Source organism: Syntrophorhabdaceae bacterium, from assembly GCA_028698615.1.
Classification (GTDB): Bacteria; Desulfobacterota; Syntrophorhabdia; order Syntrophorhabdales; family Syntrophorhabdaceae; genus Delta-02.
The window spans coordinates 1-16,377 of the sequence record JAQVWF010000048.1 but is presented as its reverse complement, the minus strand read 5'-3'; the positions used below and the strand labels follow the sequence as shown (position 1 = coordinate 16,377).

Here is a 16,377-nt window from a genome sequence, read left to right as displayed (position 1 = left end):
TCTGCATGCAGAGACTTGTTTTTCGGTAGAGGCCGGTGAAGAAGAAGGCGGAGAGGAGGAGAGCGTAGTAGGTGAGGACCGATGAGATGAGGAAACCGATCAAGTAGGGGATGTGCATGAACAGGAGGGCCACATAGATGGCGCCGATAGTGGCCGCATAGCCCAGTATGTATTCTACGAGGACCTCTTTGATGCCCCGGAGGATCTCTTCGAATTCGAGGGCTTCGCGGAAATCGGTGCGCTCCGCGAAGATGGTGAAGGCAAAGGGTAGGAAGAAGGAACATATGGGGAATATGATGAAGATGGCCGCCTTGATCATGAGATGGCCGAAGAAGGCCGCAAAGGTGTTGAGCGTTGTCAGGAAGAAACCGCTGGAGAACATGAAGAACGGTATGGCGTTGTAGAGGATAAAGACGAAGAGAAGCTTTACCCCTTCTATCCAGATGAGGTACTTCTCCTGCCATGTGGCTATCCCCATCCCCCCCACCAGGATGAGCCGCGATGTGCGGGAGAGAAAGCCGATGGAAAAGAAGTTAAGCACGGGGACAAAGAGGGCCAGGCCCCCGATTATCCACCGTGCTATGTAGCGTGAATTTACGGTAAAACGGATGAAGGGGATAATATCCATCTATTTATTTGCCTTTTGACATAAAATCAAGAAGACCTTCCGGGGTGTAGCCCGTCATGCCGCCGTCCATCACGATGGTCTCGCCATTGATGTACCGGGAGTCGTCGGATGCCAGGAAGAGTATCGTGGAGACCAGCTCTTCGACGGTGCCCATCCTTCCGATGGGCGTCCTGCCTGAAAGGTAATTGACGAAGGCCTCTTTTCTGATCAGCCCCTCGTTCATGCCGCCCTTGATGAAGCCGGGGGCGACAGCACAGAGTGTTACGCCCGATTTCGACCATTCATATGCCAGTTGCCGGGTCATAACCATAAGCCCTGATTTTCCGATGGCGTAGGGAAGAAAACCTTTTTCTCCAAAAAGAGCCACCTGTGAGGCTATGCTGATGATCCGTCCGGAACCCTGCTGCACCATCCTCTTTCCGAAGACCTGTGTCGCGTAGAAGGTCCCCTTGAGGTTGACGTCGATGACCCTGTCGAAATCATCCTTTTTTATCTTTTCCGAAGGCGCCAGGGGATTGACGATGCCGGCATTGTTGATGAGAATGTCCACCTTTCCCAGTGTCTCGTAGACCTTCGACGCCATGGCCTCCATGGCCGCATAGTCGGTAATGTCCGTATCGAAGGCAAGCACCTGCTGACCCTTGAACTCCTCGGCGAACCGATCCACGGCCTCTTTGCTGCGACTGTTGACCGCGACCGACGCCCCCTCCGCAAGGAAGGCCTGTGCCATTGCCTTTCCGAGCCCTTTTGTTCCGCCAGTGATAAAAACAACCCTGCTTTCAAATCTCATAGCATTCCTCCGTATGCATTCTTAATACGTTCGTCGAAAAGCCGGATGAGGCTTTCGCTGTCTTTCATTTCAATGCCGAGGGCCTCTTTCCATACGTCGGCCCTCTCCATGCAGAGGTAGATAAAGAGGCTGGGGTCTATGGCCTTCAGAAGCCGGTAGAGCATCCGGAATATCCTGATGCGCTCCGTCTTGATATAACGGTATTTACCGTCTTCGCCCCGGATGAACTCCCCCGTGAGGAGAAACTTCCTCTTCCTCTCCAGGAGAAGCGCGTACAGGGCGGGAGGGAAGCGCAGGAGGCCGAGACTGATCCACAGGATCCTGGTGGGGTCAAGGATCCTTCCGATATCTGCTATGAGATACCGGTAATCGCGTTCAAACCCGTCATAGATGACGACGGGATCGAAATGAAGGCCGACGAAACAACCCCTGTCCTGGGCCAGTCTCGCCGCCTTGAGACGCTTGCGGACAGGACTTGTCCTTGTCTCCTCGGCGTCGATGAATCTCTGGGGGGAAACGGAGAATGAGATGACCGTGTAGGGGTTGAGGTGGGGAACAAGGTGCCTGAAGTCGGCCCACTTGGACTTCAGTTCCAGAATGGCCTTTTTCTTCTTTCCGAAGTAGTCGACGAGGGACCGGTTCAGTCCGTAGCGCCGGTCAATGGCCAGGCTGTCGGAGAGTTCTCCCGTTCCAAAGCGAAGGATGTGCTCACCGCCGCGGTCTATCATTTCGTCGAGTTCCGCGATTATGCTTTCGGGGTCATGCGAGATACGTATGACGTTGTCCCTGAGATAGGCTTTCAGTATGCAGTAGGAGCAGGAAAGGACACAACCCTCCACGAGGTCGATCGTCTGATATCCGCAACAGATATGGTGCTTCGTGCCCGGACATTTTCTGACCACGCTTCCCTGCGTTTCAACGAATTCTACCTTTTGTAAGCTCAAGAATTCTCCTGATGTGACCCGCCGCGGCCAGGTCCGAAATTCTGCCGAGAGCGGTTTCGACATCCCCTTCGCTGCCTATTTTCAATATGATATCAATATACTCCTTTTCGAAGAAAGGGTCTACTCTAATGTCCGTGCCCGGCGGAAGGGCCATGGCATCCCTTATGGCTTTCAATTTCTTCGTGAGGGACGACAGGATGGGATGGGTTTTGCGCTTGAGGTTGGTCCTCATGGCGTCGGCGCTCTGAAGCAGGGGGATATCCCTGCCCGTCAGGGCGCCTTTGCGGATCTTTATGAGCTGCAGCATCTCGAGGATCTCCCGGAGCGTGCTTTCCGTCAGATGGAGACCCTTCAGTGATCTAAGGATCCTTTTCCTTTCTTTTTCCTCGAACCTGAGGAGAGAATCGACATTCCTCAAGGAGAGGCCCCTCGTGAAAATGAAGTCCTTGAAGGGCGCATCGAGGGAGGCAATGGCCAGAAGAGTGGAGAGCACCTTTTCGTGCGGATTGAGGCCCAGGTGCTCCATGAGCCCGAAGATCTCATCCCGGGAAAACCCGAAACGGTCCATCGCATCGAGGATGGCCGCCTTTTCAATGATATTGAAGCCCCTTGTCAGGTTGTCATGGATGGCCCGGAGCAGGGCGGTCTTTTCATCGAGCTCCACGATGAGGGCCGGAACCGCCTTGAGGCGAAGCTCCCGCGCGCATTCCAGGCGACGCCATCCCGCTACAACCATATGGGGCGTCCGATCGAGGAGAACGACGGGCTGAACGATCCCGACGGCGGCGATGGACCACCGGAGGTTCTCATGTTCCCGGGGGTATGACAGAGAGAACCGCCTGTCCTTGAGATCGATCCTGGAAAGAGGAACGTCCGTCATCGCGCGAAATAGATGAATAGCCATTTGATTATCGTGTAGAGGATGATGAGCCCGATGAGGACCACCCCCGTCATGACGAACCAGTGGGGTATGAAGGTCGTCTTGTGCTCTTGTCCGAGAGAGATGTGTTCCTTGTGTATCCTCGCGAGAGTCGCGTTCCTGTCGGCGAAAAAGTGAAAGACCGTGGCGAAAAGAGGTATGGCGAAGAGAAAGCCGAAGGCGGCGAAGACCCAAACGCTCTTCGTATCCCCGCTTCGCGTGCTTATAAGGAGGATATAGATACAGAAGAGGGTGATCAATGTCGATACGACAACCACGATCCATTGGGACGTTCTTCTGTAGGGCATGCCACCTTCCTTTTTTGGATGCCATCCATTGTATAAAAGTATTTCAAGGCTGTCAATGATGGGGTATACTAAAATCCGTTGAGAGGAGGCCCATGTTTTTTCGGGCCCTCGAGGAGGCTGGAGAATGAAAAGATCCCTCGGTGCGCGGACCGTGCTTTTGCCGGCGCCGGTTCTCGTTATCGGCACATATGATAAGGAAGGCCACCCCAATGTCGCGACGGTGGCATGGGGGGGTACCTGCTGTTCCAATCCGCCCTGCGTGGATATTGCATTGAGGAAGGCGACCTACAGCTATCAGAGCATCCTTGACCGCCGGGCTTTCACCGTTCATGTGACTCCCGAAAGATATCTCGTCGAGGCCGATTATTTCGGTATAGTTTCAGGCAGGAACGTGGACAAGTTTGCCGCCACGGGTCTCACGGCGGCAAGAAGCGAGATAGTCGACGCCCCCTACATAAAGGAATTCCCCTTTTTTCTGGAATGCAGTCTCCGCGAGGTGGTCGAGCTGGGGCTCCATACGCAGTTCATAGGCGAGATCATGGACGTGAAAATGGATGAAGACATGCTGGACGACAGGGCCTTGCCGGACGTCGCCAGGATAAGGCCCGTCGTAATGGTGCCCGAGATACGCAATTATTACGGGTTTGGCGAAAAGCTGGGGAATGTTTTTGCCATGGGGAAAAAGCTTCGCGATAAATGAGAATTGCCGTCGTGATCACCCCGGTCAGACGACGGGTTCGAAAACACCTGTTTCCAGAGCGTCGTTTATTTCCCTGATCTCCGCGTTGTTGTTCAGTGCCTGCAAGAGACGGTCTTTCTCGGCTTCATTCCGGACAACCCCTGTAACAGAAAGTGAACCGTCGGCGTCCGCCTGGAATGCCACCCTGCCGAAGCAGTGCCCCATGCCCAGATGGAAGAGCAGGATCTCGGCGCGTTTTTCGAGAAGGCGGTTCTTGAGGACCGTCTCCGTCTCTTTCGTGTGGGTGGGAGTGAAGATCCTTGACGCATAGGTCGCCAGTATCACGACGGCCTCTTCCAGGGAGATATGGCTCGAGTTGACCACCGCATGGTAGATGCAGGGATCCCCGGCGTCGGCGCCAAAGTAACGGGCGACGAACTCTCCCTTGCCTTCGTCCATCTTTTCGACAAGATCGAAGGCATCGTCATAGGGGATGCCCTTCACCTGGGCGATGGCCCTGACCCGCTCCTCCATGAGGCGAACGACACGAAGATTTATCGTGTTCCCGATGCCCGCAAGAATGATGCCCGCGCCCATGCCCGCCAGCACGGCGTTGTCCTGCAGGGAGTGGTCCAGGATGCCGGCCATGAAGGAAACCTTGTAGAAATGTGCGTCCGTCATGAACTTCTGCGCTGCGCCGTGAAGCCCCGGCGCCGTCTCGTCGTTGATGCCGAAAGAGCGGACGTGCCTGTCGCTTTCAGTACATTCGTTGTTTATGAAGGTCCTGTCGATATAAGAATAGCCGAGATGTTTTGCGAGTTCCCGCGCTAACGTTGTCCCGCCGGAGCCGTGAGTTCTTGATATCGTTATGATCCCCATCGTGTCCGGAAGAATTTTAAAATATAAGGATGCCTTTATACAAGCAGAATCTCTCCGGTTCTGTCCAGCGCGGGAAGGGCACGTGTAACTTATCAATTGATTTGCGAATATGGGGATAATCTGTTATAAAATTACCTTATTTGAAAAGGGCCGGGCGGCTTAAGGGATATTTGTACATTGACCAGCCCGGGTGGCGGCAACGAAAGGCCTGACACGACCTGTATTACAATCTTAAGGTATTGACGGCATTATGAGAGTCGAAGAATTTGATTATGATCTGCCCAGGGAAATGATCGCCCAGCATCCGTCGGGAGAGCGGGAGGCGTCCCGTCTTCTCGCCTGCGACAGGGCAAAGGGGACGATGGAACACCGCCGGTTCTCCGATATTGCCGGGTATCTGCGGGAAGGCGACGTCCTTGTCATCAATGACAGCAAGGTGTTCCCGGCCCGGTTGAGGGCGCGGAAAAAGACGGGCGGTCACCTTGATATCCTCCTCGTCAGGTCCATCGGCGACGGCACCTGGGAATGTCTTGCCCGGGGGATAAGCAAGACCACGGACGCGCTTCCTGTCGCCGTGGGGGGCCACGATGCCCTGCTGGCACGCAGTAATGGCTCCTGGACCATATCCTTTGCATCCCGCGAGGAAGGCGACGAGGTCATAGGGAGCGTCGGCAGGATGCCTCTGCCGCCCTATATCAAGCGCAACGGCGAAGATGGCGCTTCCGATTTTGACCGTTATCAGACTGTTTACGCCCGGAAGACCGGTTCCATAGCGGCACCGACGGCGGGTTTTCACTTCTCCGCGGAACTGCTCGAGCGCATCGCAATGCGCGGCGTGGAGATCGTGAAGATCACCCTTCATATAGGCATCGGGACCTTTTCACTGATCCGTCCGGGGCTGCTGGAAGATCACCGCATGCACGCAGAGCGTTACGATCTCGACGAGACGTCGAAGGTGCGCATAAGGGCCGCCCGGCAGGCAGGACGCCGCGTGGTCGCCTGCGGCACGAGTTCCGTGAGGACCCTCGAGACGGTGTTCGGAAATGACGGCAATGGAGTGCTGGCAGGCGAAACGGGGCTTTTCATCTACCCCGGCTACCGTTTTCACTGTGTCGATGCGCTCATCACCAATTTTCACCTTCCCCGGTCGACGCCTCTCGTGCTGGTCGCCGCCTTCATGGGCGCCGAGGCTCTCAAGAAGGCCTATGCCGAGGCGATAGACGGGGGATACCGGTTTTACAGCTACGGGGACGCGATGTTCATATCATGAAGACGATAGAGATAGACCATATAGACGGGGCGGCACGCTCGGGAAGGCTCATTACAGGTCACGGGACCATAGAGACCCCTGTTTTCATGCCCGTGGGAACCCAGGGTGTCGTCAAGGCCATGACCCACAGACAGCTCAAGGAACTGGGCGTCACGATGATCCTTTCCAACGCCTATCACCTCTACCTGCGTCCCGGGGACGAACTCATCAGAAGGATGGGCGGCCTCCATGATTTTTCGGGATGGGATGGCGCCATACTTACCGACAGCGGGGGGTACCAGATATTCAGCCTCGGTGTCTTAAGGGAGATCAAGGATGACGGTGTCCTCTTCCAGTCACATATCGACGGGTCGCGCCATTTCCTGACACCTGAAAAGATCGTTAAGGTCCAGGAGAATATCGGCGCCGATATCGCCATGTGCCTCGACGAGTGCGTTTCCTACCCGTCCACCCTCGAATATACCCGTGAATCCGTTGAATTGACGACGCGCTGGGCAAAGAGGTGTCTCGCCGCACGTTCGGGCGGTCCCCAGAAGCTTTTCGGGATCATCCAGGGCGGCTTTTATCCTGAACTCAGGCTGCGTTCCGCCGAGGACATCCTTTCCCTCGATTTTGACGGTTTCGCCATCGGGGGCCTGAGCGTCGGCGAACCGAAGAGCCTCATGTGGGACATGGTGGACACCGTAGCCGGTCTCATGCCTGCCGGCAAGCCGCGCTACATGATGGGCATAGGCCTGCCGGAAGACCTCCTGGAAGGCGTGAGAAGGGGCATCGACATGTTCGACTGCATCATCCCCACGCGTTTCGCCCGCAACGGCGGCCTCTTCACCTGGGACGGGAGGATAAACATCAAGAACGCCCGCTTCACCGAAGACGAAGGCCCTATCCAGGACGGCTGTTCGTGTTATACCTGCAGGACCTTTTCAAGGGCCTATCTCAGGCACCTTCTGGTTTCCCATGAACTTACGAGCTTTTACCTGAATACCATACACAACGTGTATTTTTACATGGAGCTTATGAAAAAGATCCGCACTGCTGTCAGTACCGGTACATTTGACCGTTTCTATAATGATTTCAAAAGACGTTACGAAGGAGGTGAATCTGATGATAGGTGTAGCGTATGCAATGGGTAGTAATCCTGCCGGCGGGGCCGGACAGGGGGGCAGTTCGTATATGTCGCTCATCTTTATCGCGGCCGTTTTCGGTATTTTCTACTTTATTCTCATCCGTCCTCAGCAGAAAAGGGCAAAACAGCACAAGGAATTTCTGGAGAACCTGAAGAAGGGAGATAAAGTTGTCACATCAGGTGGTTTATATGGTACAATAACAGGTATTTCTGACGACAGTGTGACCATTGAGATCGCCGAGAAAGTGCGTGTTAAGATCGACAAGGGGACTGTGGTTCAGTATCAGAAGACATAATAGAAAGGAGATGTAAACGTGGGAAGATATGAGAATATCGTTGTGCTCAGCCCTGACCTCGCGAAAGAAGAGGAAGACGAGCTCATGAAGAGGATCCACGGGAACCTCGAGAAGGTAGGCGCGGCGATTGTCAGACTTGATGACTGGGCGGTGAGAAGGCTTGCCTACCCTATAAAGAAGAAAGACAAGGGCCATTACTTCTTTTTCCTGCTGGATATGAATGAAGGCAGCGTCGCGACGATGGCCAAGTTCTACAGGACGCTGGATCCCGTGCTCAGGCACATGTTCGTTGTTGTCGACGACAAGAACGAAGGACCGAAGAAACCGCCCGATTCCGTTATTTTTGACGAGCTTGAAGGCGAGTCTTGATGAACAGGGTCTTTATGACGGGGAAGGTCGAGGCCATGCCCCAGATAGTCTATACCCCGAAAGGGGACAAGTTCATGCTTTTCCCGCTGCGTGTGGGTGAGGGTGATTTCCTGATTGACGTGGAATGCCCGGGGGATCCCTCGATGCCTTATCCCGACGCAGCGGCAGGCCGCAGTGTGATGGTGTCCGGGATGCTGATACGGAAGAAACTGCGGTCGCGGGACATGGTAAAGCTGAAAGCACATAAAATTTTCTGGATGGAGGAATAGATGCCCAGACCAATGAGGACAACACGGTCGGATTCACCGAAGAAAAGGGTCTATGTGAGAAGAAGGGTATGCAAGTTCTGCCAGGATTCCAACATAGCCATTGACTATAAGGATCCCAGACTTCTCAAGTCATTCATCACGGAGCGCGGAAAGATTATGCCCCGGAGAATGACGGGGACCTGTGCCAACCATCAGCGCAAACTGAAGGAAGCCATCAAGATGGCCCGGCACATCGCCTTTTTGCCCTTTACGACATTACTGAGATAGCGGAGGCAATCGATGAAACTCATACTTATTGAAGATGTCCAGGGTACGGGGAAGAAAGGCGAGACCGTTACCGTCAAGGACGGTTACGGGCGGAACTTTCTCGTTCCCCGGGGACTGGCTGTACCTGCGTCGGAAGGCAACGTAGCGCGCTTCGAGAGCATTGTCCGCAGTGTCTCGAACAAGAAGGCGCGGGAGATGCAGACCGCCGGAGAACTGAAGGCAAAACTCGAGGAAATGAGTCTTACGATAAAGAAGAAGGCCGGTGACGACGGAAGGCTTTTCGGTTCCGTTACCCACAAGGACATAGTCGAGGCGATCAAGAGCCTCACGGGCGTTGAGATCGACAGGAAACTGGTCCGCCTTGAAGAGGCTATCAAAATGACCGGTTCGCATGTAGTTGTGATCCACCTTCAGCAGGATGTAAACGCCGAAGTGAAGATCGAGGTGGAAAAAGAAGAGGCTTAGATGGCCCGGGTCTTAAAAAACCTCAAGGACGTGAAGGACCCTGCAAGAATGAGGGTTCCTCCTCAGAACATCGAGGTCGAGCAGTCGTTGCTCGGCGGCCTTCTCATCGATCCGGAATCCATGAACAAGGTGGTCGACGTCGTCGGCGCGCCCGATTTCTATCGCGACGCCCACGGGAAGATCTTTGGTCTCATGCTCCATCTTTACGAGAAGAACGACGCCATCGATCTTATCACGGTGAGCAGCCTTGCAAAGGACAGGGGTATGCTGGAAGCCATAGGCGGTGTCACATACCTGAACACCCTTGTGGACGTCATGCCTTCCGCGGCCAATGTCGCCTATTACGCGAAGATCATAAAGGAAAAGTCCCTCGTCAGGGCGATCATCAACGTAGCCACAGAGATCATCGAGAAAGGTTTCAATGCCGAGACCGACATCGATACATATATCGACGACGCCGAGAAGCTCATATTCCAGGTCGCGGAGAACAAGCTCAAGCCCACCTATTTGCCTGTCAAAGATTTCGTGATGGACAATATAAAGACCATCGAGCGGCTCTATGAGAAGAAGCAGACCGTCACGGGGGTCCCAACGGGTTTTATCGACCTCGACAAGCTGACAAGCGGCCTGCAGCCATCGGACCTCATCATTGTCGCGGGAAGGCCAAGCATGGGAAAGACCTCCTTTTCCATGAACATCGCCCAGTATGTCTCCATGCTGAACGAGAACCCGGTGCCCGTGGGCATCTTTTCCATGGAAATGTCGAAGGAGCAGCTCGTCACGAGACTTCTGAGCTCGGAATCCGACATAGAGCATTCAAAACTCCGTACAGGGACATTTTCGCGCGATGAATGGCCGAAGCTTGTCAGGGCCGCCGGAAAGCTCAGTGAAGCCCATATGTTCATTGATGACTCGCCGGCCCTTTCCGTTCTGGAACTGAGAGCACGGGCCAGGCGCCTCAAGAAGGAGCACGACGTGGGCCTTCTCGTGGTTGATTATCTTCAGCTTATGCGGGGACGCTCGGGCGGGGACCGCCGAGAGCAGGAGATATCTGAGATATCCCGGTCCCTCAAGGCGCTGGCGAAAGAGATCAATATCCCCATTATCGCCATTTCGCAGCTCAACAGGGCACCGGAGACACGCGAGAAAGAGAACAAGCGGCCCCGTCTTGCCGACTTAAGGGAATCGGGGGCCATCGAGCAGGATGCCGATGTCATCCTCTTCATCTACCGCGATGAAGTCTATAATAAGGATAGGGACGACAATAAGGGGGTTGCCGAGGTGATCATTGGAAAACAGCGGAACGGTCCCACTGATACCGTAAAGCTGAGCTTCATCGACAAGTATGCCACGTTCAGGAACGGCTACTACCAGGATGATGAGGGTTAACAACACGCGTTCCATGAACCTCCCCAATATCCTCTCCATATTCCGTTTTTTTGTCACCTTTTATTTTATATATGCGGTCTACCAGGGAAGGATGCGCCTTGCCCTCTATCTCTTTCTCATACAGGGTATCAGCGATCTTCTCGATGGGTTCATCGCGCGGGCAATGAAGTCGAAGACCGAGCTCGGGGCCTATCTCGACCCCATTGCTGACAAGACCATGCTTGTGGCGGCTTTCGTCATGCTCTACATCGCCCATCTCATCCCCGGTTGGCTCACGCTCCTTGTCCTCGGCAGGGATGTCGTCATCGCCGTCGGCTATCTTGTTCTCTACCGCTGTGCCAGCAACGTCAAGCCGCGGCCGACCATCTTCGGCAAGATAACGACGGCCTGCCAGATCATCACCATCCTCTTCGTGCTCTGGTCGGCGGACATGATGGGCCTGCGGTCCTATGACATGGTCCTCTTCCTTGTCACGGCGGCTGCCACCGTTGTCTCAGGCGTCCATTATGTCATGGGTGGATGGGACGCCTTCACCAAGAAAGCGGTACCCCAGTAAGACTGTTCCAAGTTTCGCATTGAAAACAGAAAGAGTTGAAGCGGTGAACGGTCGTTGTATATACTTCCTGGTGTTGGGCAAAGAAGTTGGAAAGCCCCTGTTTTTCCCTGAAACCTGTAACGTTCTGTGCCCTTTGTTCTCGCGCCTCTATGTCAATAAGAGGTTGACATAACATACTGTTTCGATTAGTATTGTAAAAAAATAGGGGGAGGTCAATATGCCCGTGAAGGTCGGAATCAACGGTTTTGGAAGGATTGGCAGACTGGTCCTCAGGGCTGGTTTCAATCGAAAAGATGTTGAGTTCGTTGCCGTCAATGATCTTGCGGATCCCAGAACGCTTGCCCATCTCCTGAAATATGACTCTGTCCACGGCATTATGAACTGTGACGTAACAAGCAAGGAAGATGCCATCGTGGTCGATGGGAAGGAGATCAAGGCGTATGCCATGAAGGAGCCCGAATCCCTCCCGTGGAAGGACCTGGGCGTCGACGTCGTCCTTGAAAGCACAGGGAAATTCACCGACCGTGCGGGCGCGGAAAGACATCTCAAGGCAGGGGCCAGGAAGGTCATCATATCGGCTCCGGCAAAGGGCCCCGATGTCACTTTTGTCCTTGGGGTGAACGAAGAGGTCTACGACAAGACGAAGCATCACGTCATCTCTATGGGGTCCTGCACGACCAACTGTCTGGCACCCATCGTGAAGATCCTTCAGAAGGAGTTTGGCGTCGAGTACGGGTTGATGACGACCATCCATTCCTTCACGAACGACCAGGTCGTTCTCGACGAACCCCACAAGGACCTCCGAAGGGCGCGTGCCGCGGCCCTCTCGATGATCCCCACGACGACAGGGGCAGCGAAGGCCATATCCGAGGTCATTCCCGAGGTGAAAGGGAAACTCGACGGCCTGGCTATCAGGGTTCCCACTCCGAATGTCTCTCTCGTCGATTTCGTTGCCACGCTTTCAACCAAGGTCTCAAAGGAAGATATAAACAAAAAATTCAGAGAATATGCGGACGGACCCATGAAAGGGATCCTGGCCTGTTCGGATTTGCCTCTTGTCTCCCGCGATTTTAATGGCAATAGCCATTCGTCCATCGTTGATATGGAAAATACAACCGTCATAGGCGGGAACATGATCAAGGTGCTTTCCTGGTACGACAATGAGTGGGGTTTCTCGAACCGCATGTTCGATCTATTGTCGTTCGTCATGAAATAAAAGGAAACAGGAAGGGGTAACATATGAATTCTGTTGAACAGGTAGACATCGCTGGAAAAAGAGTACTCATGCGCGTTGATTTCAACGTACCCGTCGACGCAGGCGGCAACATCACCGATACAACGAGGATCAGGGCACACCTTCGCACCATCAGGTACTGCATGGAGAAGGGCGCAAAACTGATCCTTATGTCCCATATGGGCAGGCCAAAGGGTCAGAGGGTGGACAAATTGACATTGAGGCCTTGCGCCGCCAGGCTTTCGGGGCTCCTCGGGAAAGATGTGCCCTTCGTGGAGGACTGCATAGGCGAGAAGGCCGCCGCCGCGGTGGCCTCAATGAAACCGGGCGACGTTATCCTTCTCGAAAATCTGCGCTTTCACATCGGTGACGAGAAGAACGATCCGCAGTTTGCCGCTGAACTCGCAAAACTGTGCGACGTTTATATCGACGACGCCTTCGCCGTAGCCCACAGGAAGGCCGCCTCCAACTCGGCCATAACACAGGCCGTCAAGACATGCGCGGCAGGTTTCCTCCTCAAGGATGAGATCGATTATTTCAACAAGGCCATGAAGGACCCGGCGAGGCCGCTTGCGGCCATCATCGGAGGGGCGAAGGTTTCCGACAAGATCGGTGTCCTCGAGAACCTTGTGGATACCGTCAACATGCTCATAATAGGCGGCGGGATGGCTTTCACCTTTCTTAAGGCGATGGGAATGGAGATCGGCAGGTCCATCTGTGAAAATGACATGCTCGATAAGGCGAAGAGCATCATGGACAAGGCAAAGTCGAAGAATGTAAGGATACTTCTCCCCGTCGACTGCGTCATTGCCGATAAGGCCGAAGCTGATGCGACGGTGAACGTTGTCGCAGTGGAGAAGATACCGAAGGATGCCCTTGGGCTCGATATCGGACCCGACACCGCCAGGCTTTTCGGAAATGCCGTGAAAGAGGCCAAGACGATAGTCTGGAACGGCCCCATGGGCATGTTCGAACTCGAGGCCTTCAGCAAAGGGACCTTCGGGCTGGCAAAGGATGTCGCCGGGTCAGGAGCCCTCTCCATCATCGGCGGCGGCGATACCGATTCGGCCGTCCACAAGGCCGGGGTCAGCGACAGGATATCGTACATATCCACGGGCGGCGGGGCATTTCTCGAACTGCTAGAAGGCAAGACGATGCCGGCCGTGGAGGCCCTTGAAACCTGCGGAGGATAGAAATGGCAACGTGGATGGTAGCAGGCAACTGGAAGATGAACAATACTACGGGAGAGGCGGTGGCTCTCGCAAAAGAGATAGTAGCCGGTCTGCCCGATATTAAAGGACGCGGTGAAGTCGTTCTCGCTCCGTCCTTCACGGCTCTCAAGAGCGTGCATGATGTCATCGGCGGCTCCGGCATTTCTCTGGCCTCCCAGAATATGTTTTTCGAGGACAAAGGCGCCTATACCGGAGAGATATCTCCGGATATGCTGAAAGATGCCGGCTGCGCCTACGCTATCATTGGCCATTCGGAGCGAAGGAAGTATTTTCATGAGACCGACGAGGGTGTAAATCTCAAGGCGAAGAAGTGCCTGGCAACGGGATTGAAGCCAATTATCTGTGTCGGCGAGACCGATGAGGAACGCGAGGCGGGCATTACGGAGTTCGTAGTGGGCATCCAGGTGAAGAAGGCCCTGGCAGGCATATCCGATGTCGGGGACATCACCATCGCCTATGAACCCGTCTGGGCGATAGGCACGGGGAAGACCGCCACTTCAGGCCAGGCGGAGGAAGTCCATGAGTTCATTAGGAATATTCTGGCCGATCTCTACCGGGATGCCTTTTCCAATGTGCGAATTCTCTATGGCGGCTCTGTAACGGCGGAGAATTTCGGGGAACTGATTGCGATGAAAAACATAAATGGTGCACTTGTTGGCGGTGCATCCTTGAAATCCGCAAACTTTCTTGGTATAATAAGCCGCGCATTGGAGAAGAACATATGACAATTGCAGTGGCCATCATACATGTACTAATAGCGATCGCTTTGATACTCATCGTGTTGTTGCAGACGGGAAGGGGATCGGACATGGGGGCCGCCTTCGGCGGCGGGTCCAGTCAGACACTTTTCGGCAGTTCCGGGTCTTCGGGTTTTATGACGAAACTGACAACGATAGCGGCGGTTGTTTTTATGTTGACAAGTCTGGTGCTTGCTTACAGTTATAGCCATAAGGGAAGCACCGTAAGAAGTATTCCGGCGCAGACACAGCAAAATGCTCCCGCGCAGGGGACGAAATGAGTAAAAATGCCGAAGTGGTGGAAGTGGCAGACACACCATCTTGAGGGGGTGGCGGGGAGACTCGTGCGGGTTCAAATCCCGCCTTCGGCATTATATATCTTTAATAGGTTCAGCTAGTTAATGTTTCCCGTACCCTCAATATCCCTTTTCTTTTCGTTATTCTTTTAGGGCCACAACGTTTCCTCTCATATTGATGATATTCCCCCATTAATTCTGCTCAAGTTTAAATCCTTTTTCTCTGAAGAACGTGCTCCCGAAGAACTTTACATCCGGACCGGTTTATTGGGGTCAGGTCATTGGAGGCACTTTCCGAAAACAATTCAGCGGGAAACAGGGGTCAAAGGAAGTTCACAAGCGGCAGATAAGAAACACATTTATCAATATGGTTTTGATTTTTTCGTTTCCCTTTCGTTTCCTTTCGTGCTAAAATCCCACAAATAACAATGTTGGATAGGGGGTTTGCATCCCGCTTTCGGCATTGTATAAAGTCTCAACCGGAAGCGGCAGTCACGTCACGCATGAATGCATTCTATCTGTGGGAAGCCTAAAATCGGGGGGGTGTTCATGGAACAGCGTGCGGTGTCGAAGACGAAGGGTGACCTTCACGTCTCCGTGGAGGAACGCAGCAAAGGACTCAAGGACCTTGATTTTTTTGCCGATCATACCCATCTTCAGGATCTCATCCAATTCAATGCCCACAGAACGGTTTCCGATATGGGGCCTCTTTATCTCAGATGCGCCCTTACATCGCTGTCATGTCCGGAATGCGGCTCTGAGGTGAAACGGAGCTACCGGCTTCATCCCGTGGAATGGCTGTTGAAGTTTGCAGGCCGCAAGGTCTTTTATTGCACACACTGCAACTGGCGCGAGGTCGTGAAGATGGGTGAGTGGGAATGGCAGACGATACTCACCGTTGCCGTTGCCTTTCTCATCGTATGCGGCGCCTCTATCCACTGGATGCTCCGGTAAGCCCCCGAGGCTTGAATTGTTTTAGGACTCGCACTGATTAACCAGGACCATTTCAGTTCAATTACCGACCCAATCTGACCGCGAATAAAGCCTCCTTTCTGAAGTCATTCAATTTGTTGAAGAAAAAGCGGATGTGATATGATAAAAAGATTGTTGGGGTAAGGATAGGTTAACACAATATTTCATCGCAGCAGGTGAGTTGGTGCCGAGACTCAGATCGCTAAGACCAGGAGACTACCACTGTTTTCTCTACGAGAATGAATCGGAGGCGAACGCCTTCGCGCTCTCCTTTATCCGCCAGGGGCTGGACAAGGAGGAAAAGATCATCTTTTTCGCGGCTGATCACAGTGCGGACGATCTTGCCCGTTCCCTGGAAGTAAGCGGGATCGATGTCGATGCTGTCGTGATGGCCGGTCAGCTCCAGATAGAGAAAAGTGAAGAGGATTTTTGTGAAACGATGGTGAGGGCTATGGCCCTGGTCGATACCGGTCTGTTGCCCTCTGAAGGCGCGCTGGCGCCGGTATATTCCTCCCTCAGGATAGCCATTGACGATACCATGCGCTTAAATGCGATGGGAAGGGGAGGTTTTTGCGCTCCTGCCGCCATCGATCGCCTCGAGGCCCTTGTCAGCGGGAAATGCCTCATGGTCTTCATGTATGGCCTCGACCAGCTCTCACACGAGGCCCTGTTCCGCGTTCTCGAGACCTATCCCACGCTCATCATCGGCGATGACGTCTACGAAAATTTTCTCTTTCGCGATGCGGTGATCT

Annotated in this window: 22 protein-coding genes and 1 tRNA gene; 17 read left to right on the top strand and 6 right to left on the bottom strand. The window is 53.9% G+C overall.

All coding sequences use genetic code 11. From position 1 onward, the window contains the following. The 5 genes from PHC90_12170 to PHC90_12150 all read right to left on the bottom strand — a co-directional run. The coding region (locus tag PHC90_12170; GenBank protein ID MDD3847099.1) for a DUF4013 domain-containing protein at positions 1–628 on the bottom strand (628 nt) is incomplete at its 3' end. A 4-nt stretch (positions 629–632) separates the two neighbouring features. Further along, positions 633–1,418 (bottom strand): SDR family NAD(P)-dependent oxidoreductase, encoded by a 786-nt coding sequence (locus PHC90_12165; protein ID MDD3847098.1) that lies wholly within the window; start codon positions 1,416–1,418, stop codon positions 633–635. Beyond that, the gene (locus PHC90_12160; protein MDD3847097.1) at positions 1,415–2,362 is read right to left on the bottom strand and encodes a radical SAM protein; all 948 of its coding nucleotides are present in this window, start codon (positions 2,360–2,362) and stop codon (positions 1,415–1,417) included. The genes PHC90_12165 and PHC90_12160 overlap by 4 nt, the downstream gene beginning before the upstream one ends. Beyond that, positions 2,334–3,266 carry a ParB N-terminal domain-containing protein gene (locus PHC90_12155; protein ID MDD3847096.1) on the bottom strand — a complete coding sequence of 311 codons (933 nt, stop codon included), beginning with the start codon at positions 3,264–3,266 and terminating at the stop codon, positions 2,334–2,336. Before PHC90_12155 ends, PHC90_12160 begins: the two co-directional genes overlap by 29 nt. Further along, positions 3,239–3,589, bottom strand: coding sequence for a hypothetical protein (locus tag PHC90_12150; protein MDD3847095.1), 351 nt, complete (start codon positions 3,587–3,589; stop codon positions 3,239–3,241). Before PHC90_12150 ends, PHC90_12155 begins: the two co-directional genes overlap by 28 nt. A 124-nt stretch (positions 3,590–3,713) precedes the next feature. Here PHC90_12150 and PHC90_12145 point away from each other — a divergent pair, with 124 nt between their 5' ends. Then, positions 3,714–4,289, top strand: coding sequence for a flavin reductase family protein (locus tag PHC90_12145; GenBank protein MDD3847094.1), 576 nt, complete (start codon positions 3,714–3,716; stop codon positions 4,287–4,289). A 24-nt stretch (positions 4,290–4,313) separates the two neighbouring features. Here the strand turns inward: PHC90_12145 and PHC90_12140 are convergent, their stop codons facing one another. After that, positions 4,314–5,147 carry a cytidylate kinase-like family protein gene (locus PHC90_12140; GenBank protein ID MDD3847093.1) on the bottom strand — a complete coding sequence of 278 codons (834 nt, stop codon included), beginning with the start codon at positions 5,145–5,147 and terminating at the stop codon, positions 4,314–4,316. Between the two features lie 250 nt (positions 5,148–5,397). Here PHC90_12140 and queA point away from each other — a divergent pair, with 250 nt between their 5' ends. The 16 genes from queA to PHC90_12060 form a co-directional block, all read left to right on the top strand. Further along, positions 5,398–6,417: a tRNA preQ1(34) S-adenosylmethionine ribosyltransferase-isomerase QueA gene (queA, locus tag PHC90_12135; GenBank protein ID MDD3847092.1), complete on the top strand. Its 1,020-nt coding sequence runs from the start codon at positions 5,398–5,400 to the stop codon at positions 6,415–6,417. After that, a complete protein-coding gene (gene tgt / locus PHC90_12130; GenBank protein MDD3847091.1) occupies positions 6,414–7,550 on the top strand; it encodes a tRNA guanosine(34) transglycosylase Tgt in 1,137 nt (378 codons plus the stop codon). The genes queA and tgt overlap by 4 nt, the downstream gene beginning before the upstream one ends. After that, the gene (gene yajC, locus PHC90_12125; GenBank protein ID MDD3847090.1) at positions 7,522–7,839 is read left to right on the top strand and encodes a preprotein translocase subunit YajC; all 318 of its coding nucleotides are present in this window, start codon (positions 7,522–7,524) and stop codon (positions 7,837–7,839) included. Before tgt ends, yajC begins: the two co-directional genes overlap by 29 nt. 18 nt (positions 7,840–7,857) lie before the next feature. Further along, positions 7,858–8,208 carry a 30S ribosomal protein S6 gene (gene rpsF / locus PHC90_12120; GenBank protein MDD3847089.1) on the top strand — a complete coding sequence of 117 codons (351 nt, stop codon included), beginning with the start codon at positions 7,858–7,860 and terminating at the stop codon, positions 8,206–8,208. Continuing rightward, positions 8,208–8,477 carry a hypothetical protein gene (locus PHC90_12115; GenBank protein ID MDD3847088.1) on the top strand — a complete coding sequence of 90 codons (270 nt, stop codon included), beginning with the start codon at positions 8,208–8,210 and terminating at the stop codon, positions 8,475–8,477. The genes rpsF and PHC90_12115 overlap by 1 nt, the downstream gene beginning before the upstream one ends. A gap of 12 nt (positions 8,478–8,489) precedes the next feature. Beyond that, complete coding sequence (rpsR, locus tag PHC90_12110; protein ID MDD3847087.1) at positions 8,490–8,744, top strand: 30S ribosomal protein S18; 255 nt, start codon at positions 8,490–8,492, stop codon at positions 8,742–8,744. A 12-nt stretch (positions 8,745–8,756) separates the two neighbouring features. Then, complete coding sequence (gene rplI / locus PHC90_12105) at positions 8,757–9,209, top strand: 50S ribosomal protein L9 (GenBank protein ID MDD3847086.1); 453 nt, start codon at positions 8,757–8,759, stop codon at positions 9,207–9,209. Continuing rightward, positions 9,210–10,598, top strand: coding sequence for a replicative DNA helicase (gene dnaB, locus PHC90_12100; protein MDD3847085.1), 1,389 nt, complete (start codon positions 9,210–9,212; stop codon positions 10,596–10,598). Next, positions 10,585–11,154: a CDP-alcohol phosphatidyltransferase family protein gene (locus PHC90_12095; protein MDD3847084.1), complete on the top strand. Its 570-nt coding sequence runs from the start codon at positions 10,585–10,587 to the stop codon at positions 11,152–11,154. Before dnaB ends, PHC90_12095 begins: the two co-directional genes overlap by 14 nt. A 217-nt stretch (positions 11,155–11,371) precedes the next feature. Further along, entirely contained in the window at positions 11,372–12,370 is a 999-nt protein-coding gene (gene gap / locus PHC90_12090; protein MDD3847083.1) for a type I glyceraldehyde-3-phosphate dehydrogenase, read from the top strand. A gap of 23 nt (positions 12,371–12,393) precedes the next feature. Continuing rightward, positions 12,394–13,581, top strand: a complete 1,188-nt coding sequence (locus tag PHC90_12085; GenBank protein ID MDD3847082.1) for a phosphoglycerate kinase — start codon at positions 12,394–12,396, stop codon at positions 13,579–13,581. A 2-nt stretch (positions 13,582–13,583) separates the two neighbouring features. After that, positions 13,584–14,345: a triose-phosphate isomerase gene (tpiA, locus tag PHC90_12080; protein MDD3847081.1), complete on the top strand. Its 762-nt coding sequence runs from the start codon at positions 13,584–13,586 to the stop codon at positions 14,343–14,345. Next, positions 14,342–14,638 carry a preprotein translocase subunit SecG gene (gene secG, locus PHC90_12075; GenBank protein ID MDD3847080.1) on the top strand — a complete coding sequence of 99 codons (297 nt, stop codon included), beginning with the start codon at positions 14,342–14,344 and terminating at the stop codon, positions 14,636–14,638. The genes tpiA and secG overlap by 4 nt, the downstream gene beginning before the upstream one ends. Before the next feature lie 8 nt (positions 14,639–14,646). After that, positions 14,647–14,728, top strand: a tRNA-Leu gene (locus tag PHC90_12070). Between the two features lie 474 nt (positions 14,729–15,202). Next, the gene (locus PHC90_12065) at positions 15,203–15,607 is read left to right on the top strand and encodes a hypothetical protein (GenBank protein ID MDD3847079.1); all 405 of its coding nucleotides are present in this window, start codon (positions 15,203–15,205) and stop codon (positions 15,605–15,607) included. Between the two features lie 202 nt (positions 15,608–15,809). Continuing rightward, on the top strand, positions 15,810–16,377 hold a 568-nt coding region (locus tag PHC90_12060; protein MDD3847078.1), incomplete at its 3' end, for an MEDS domain-containing protein.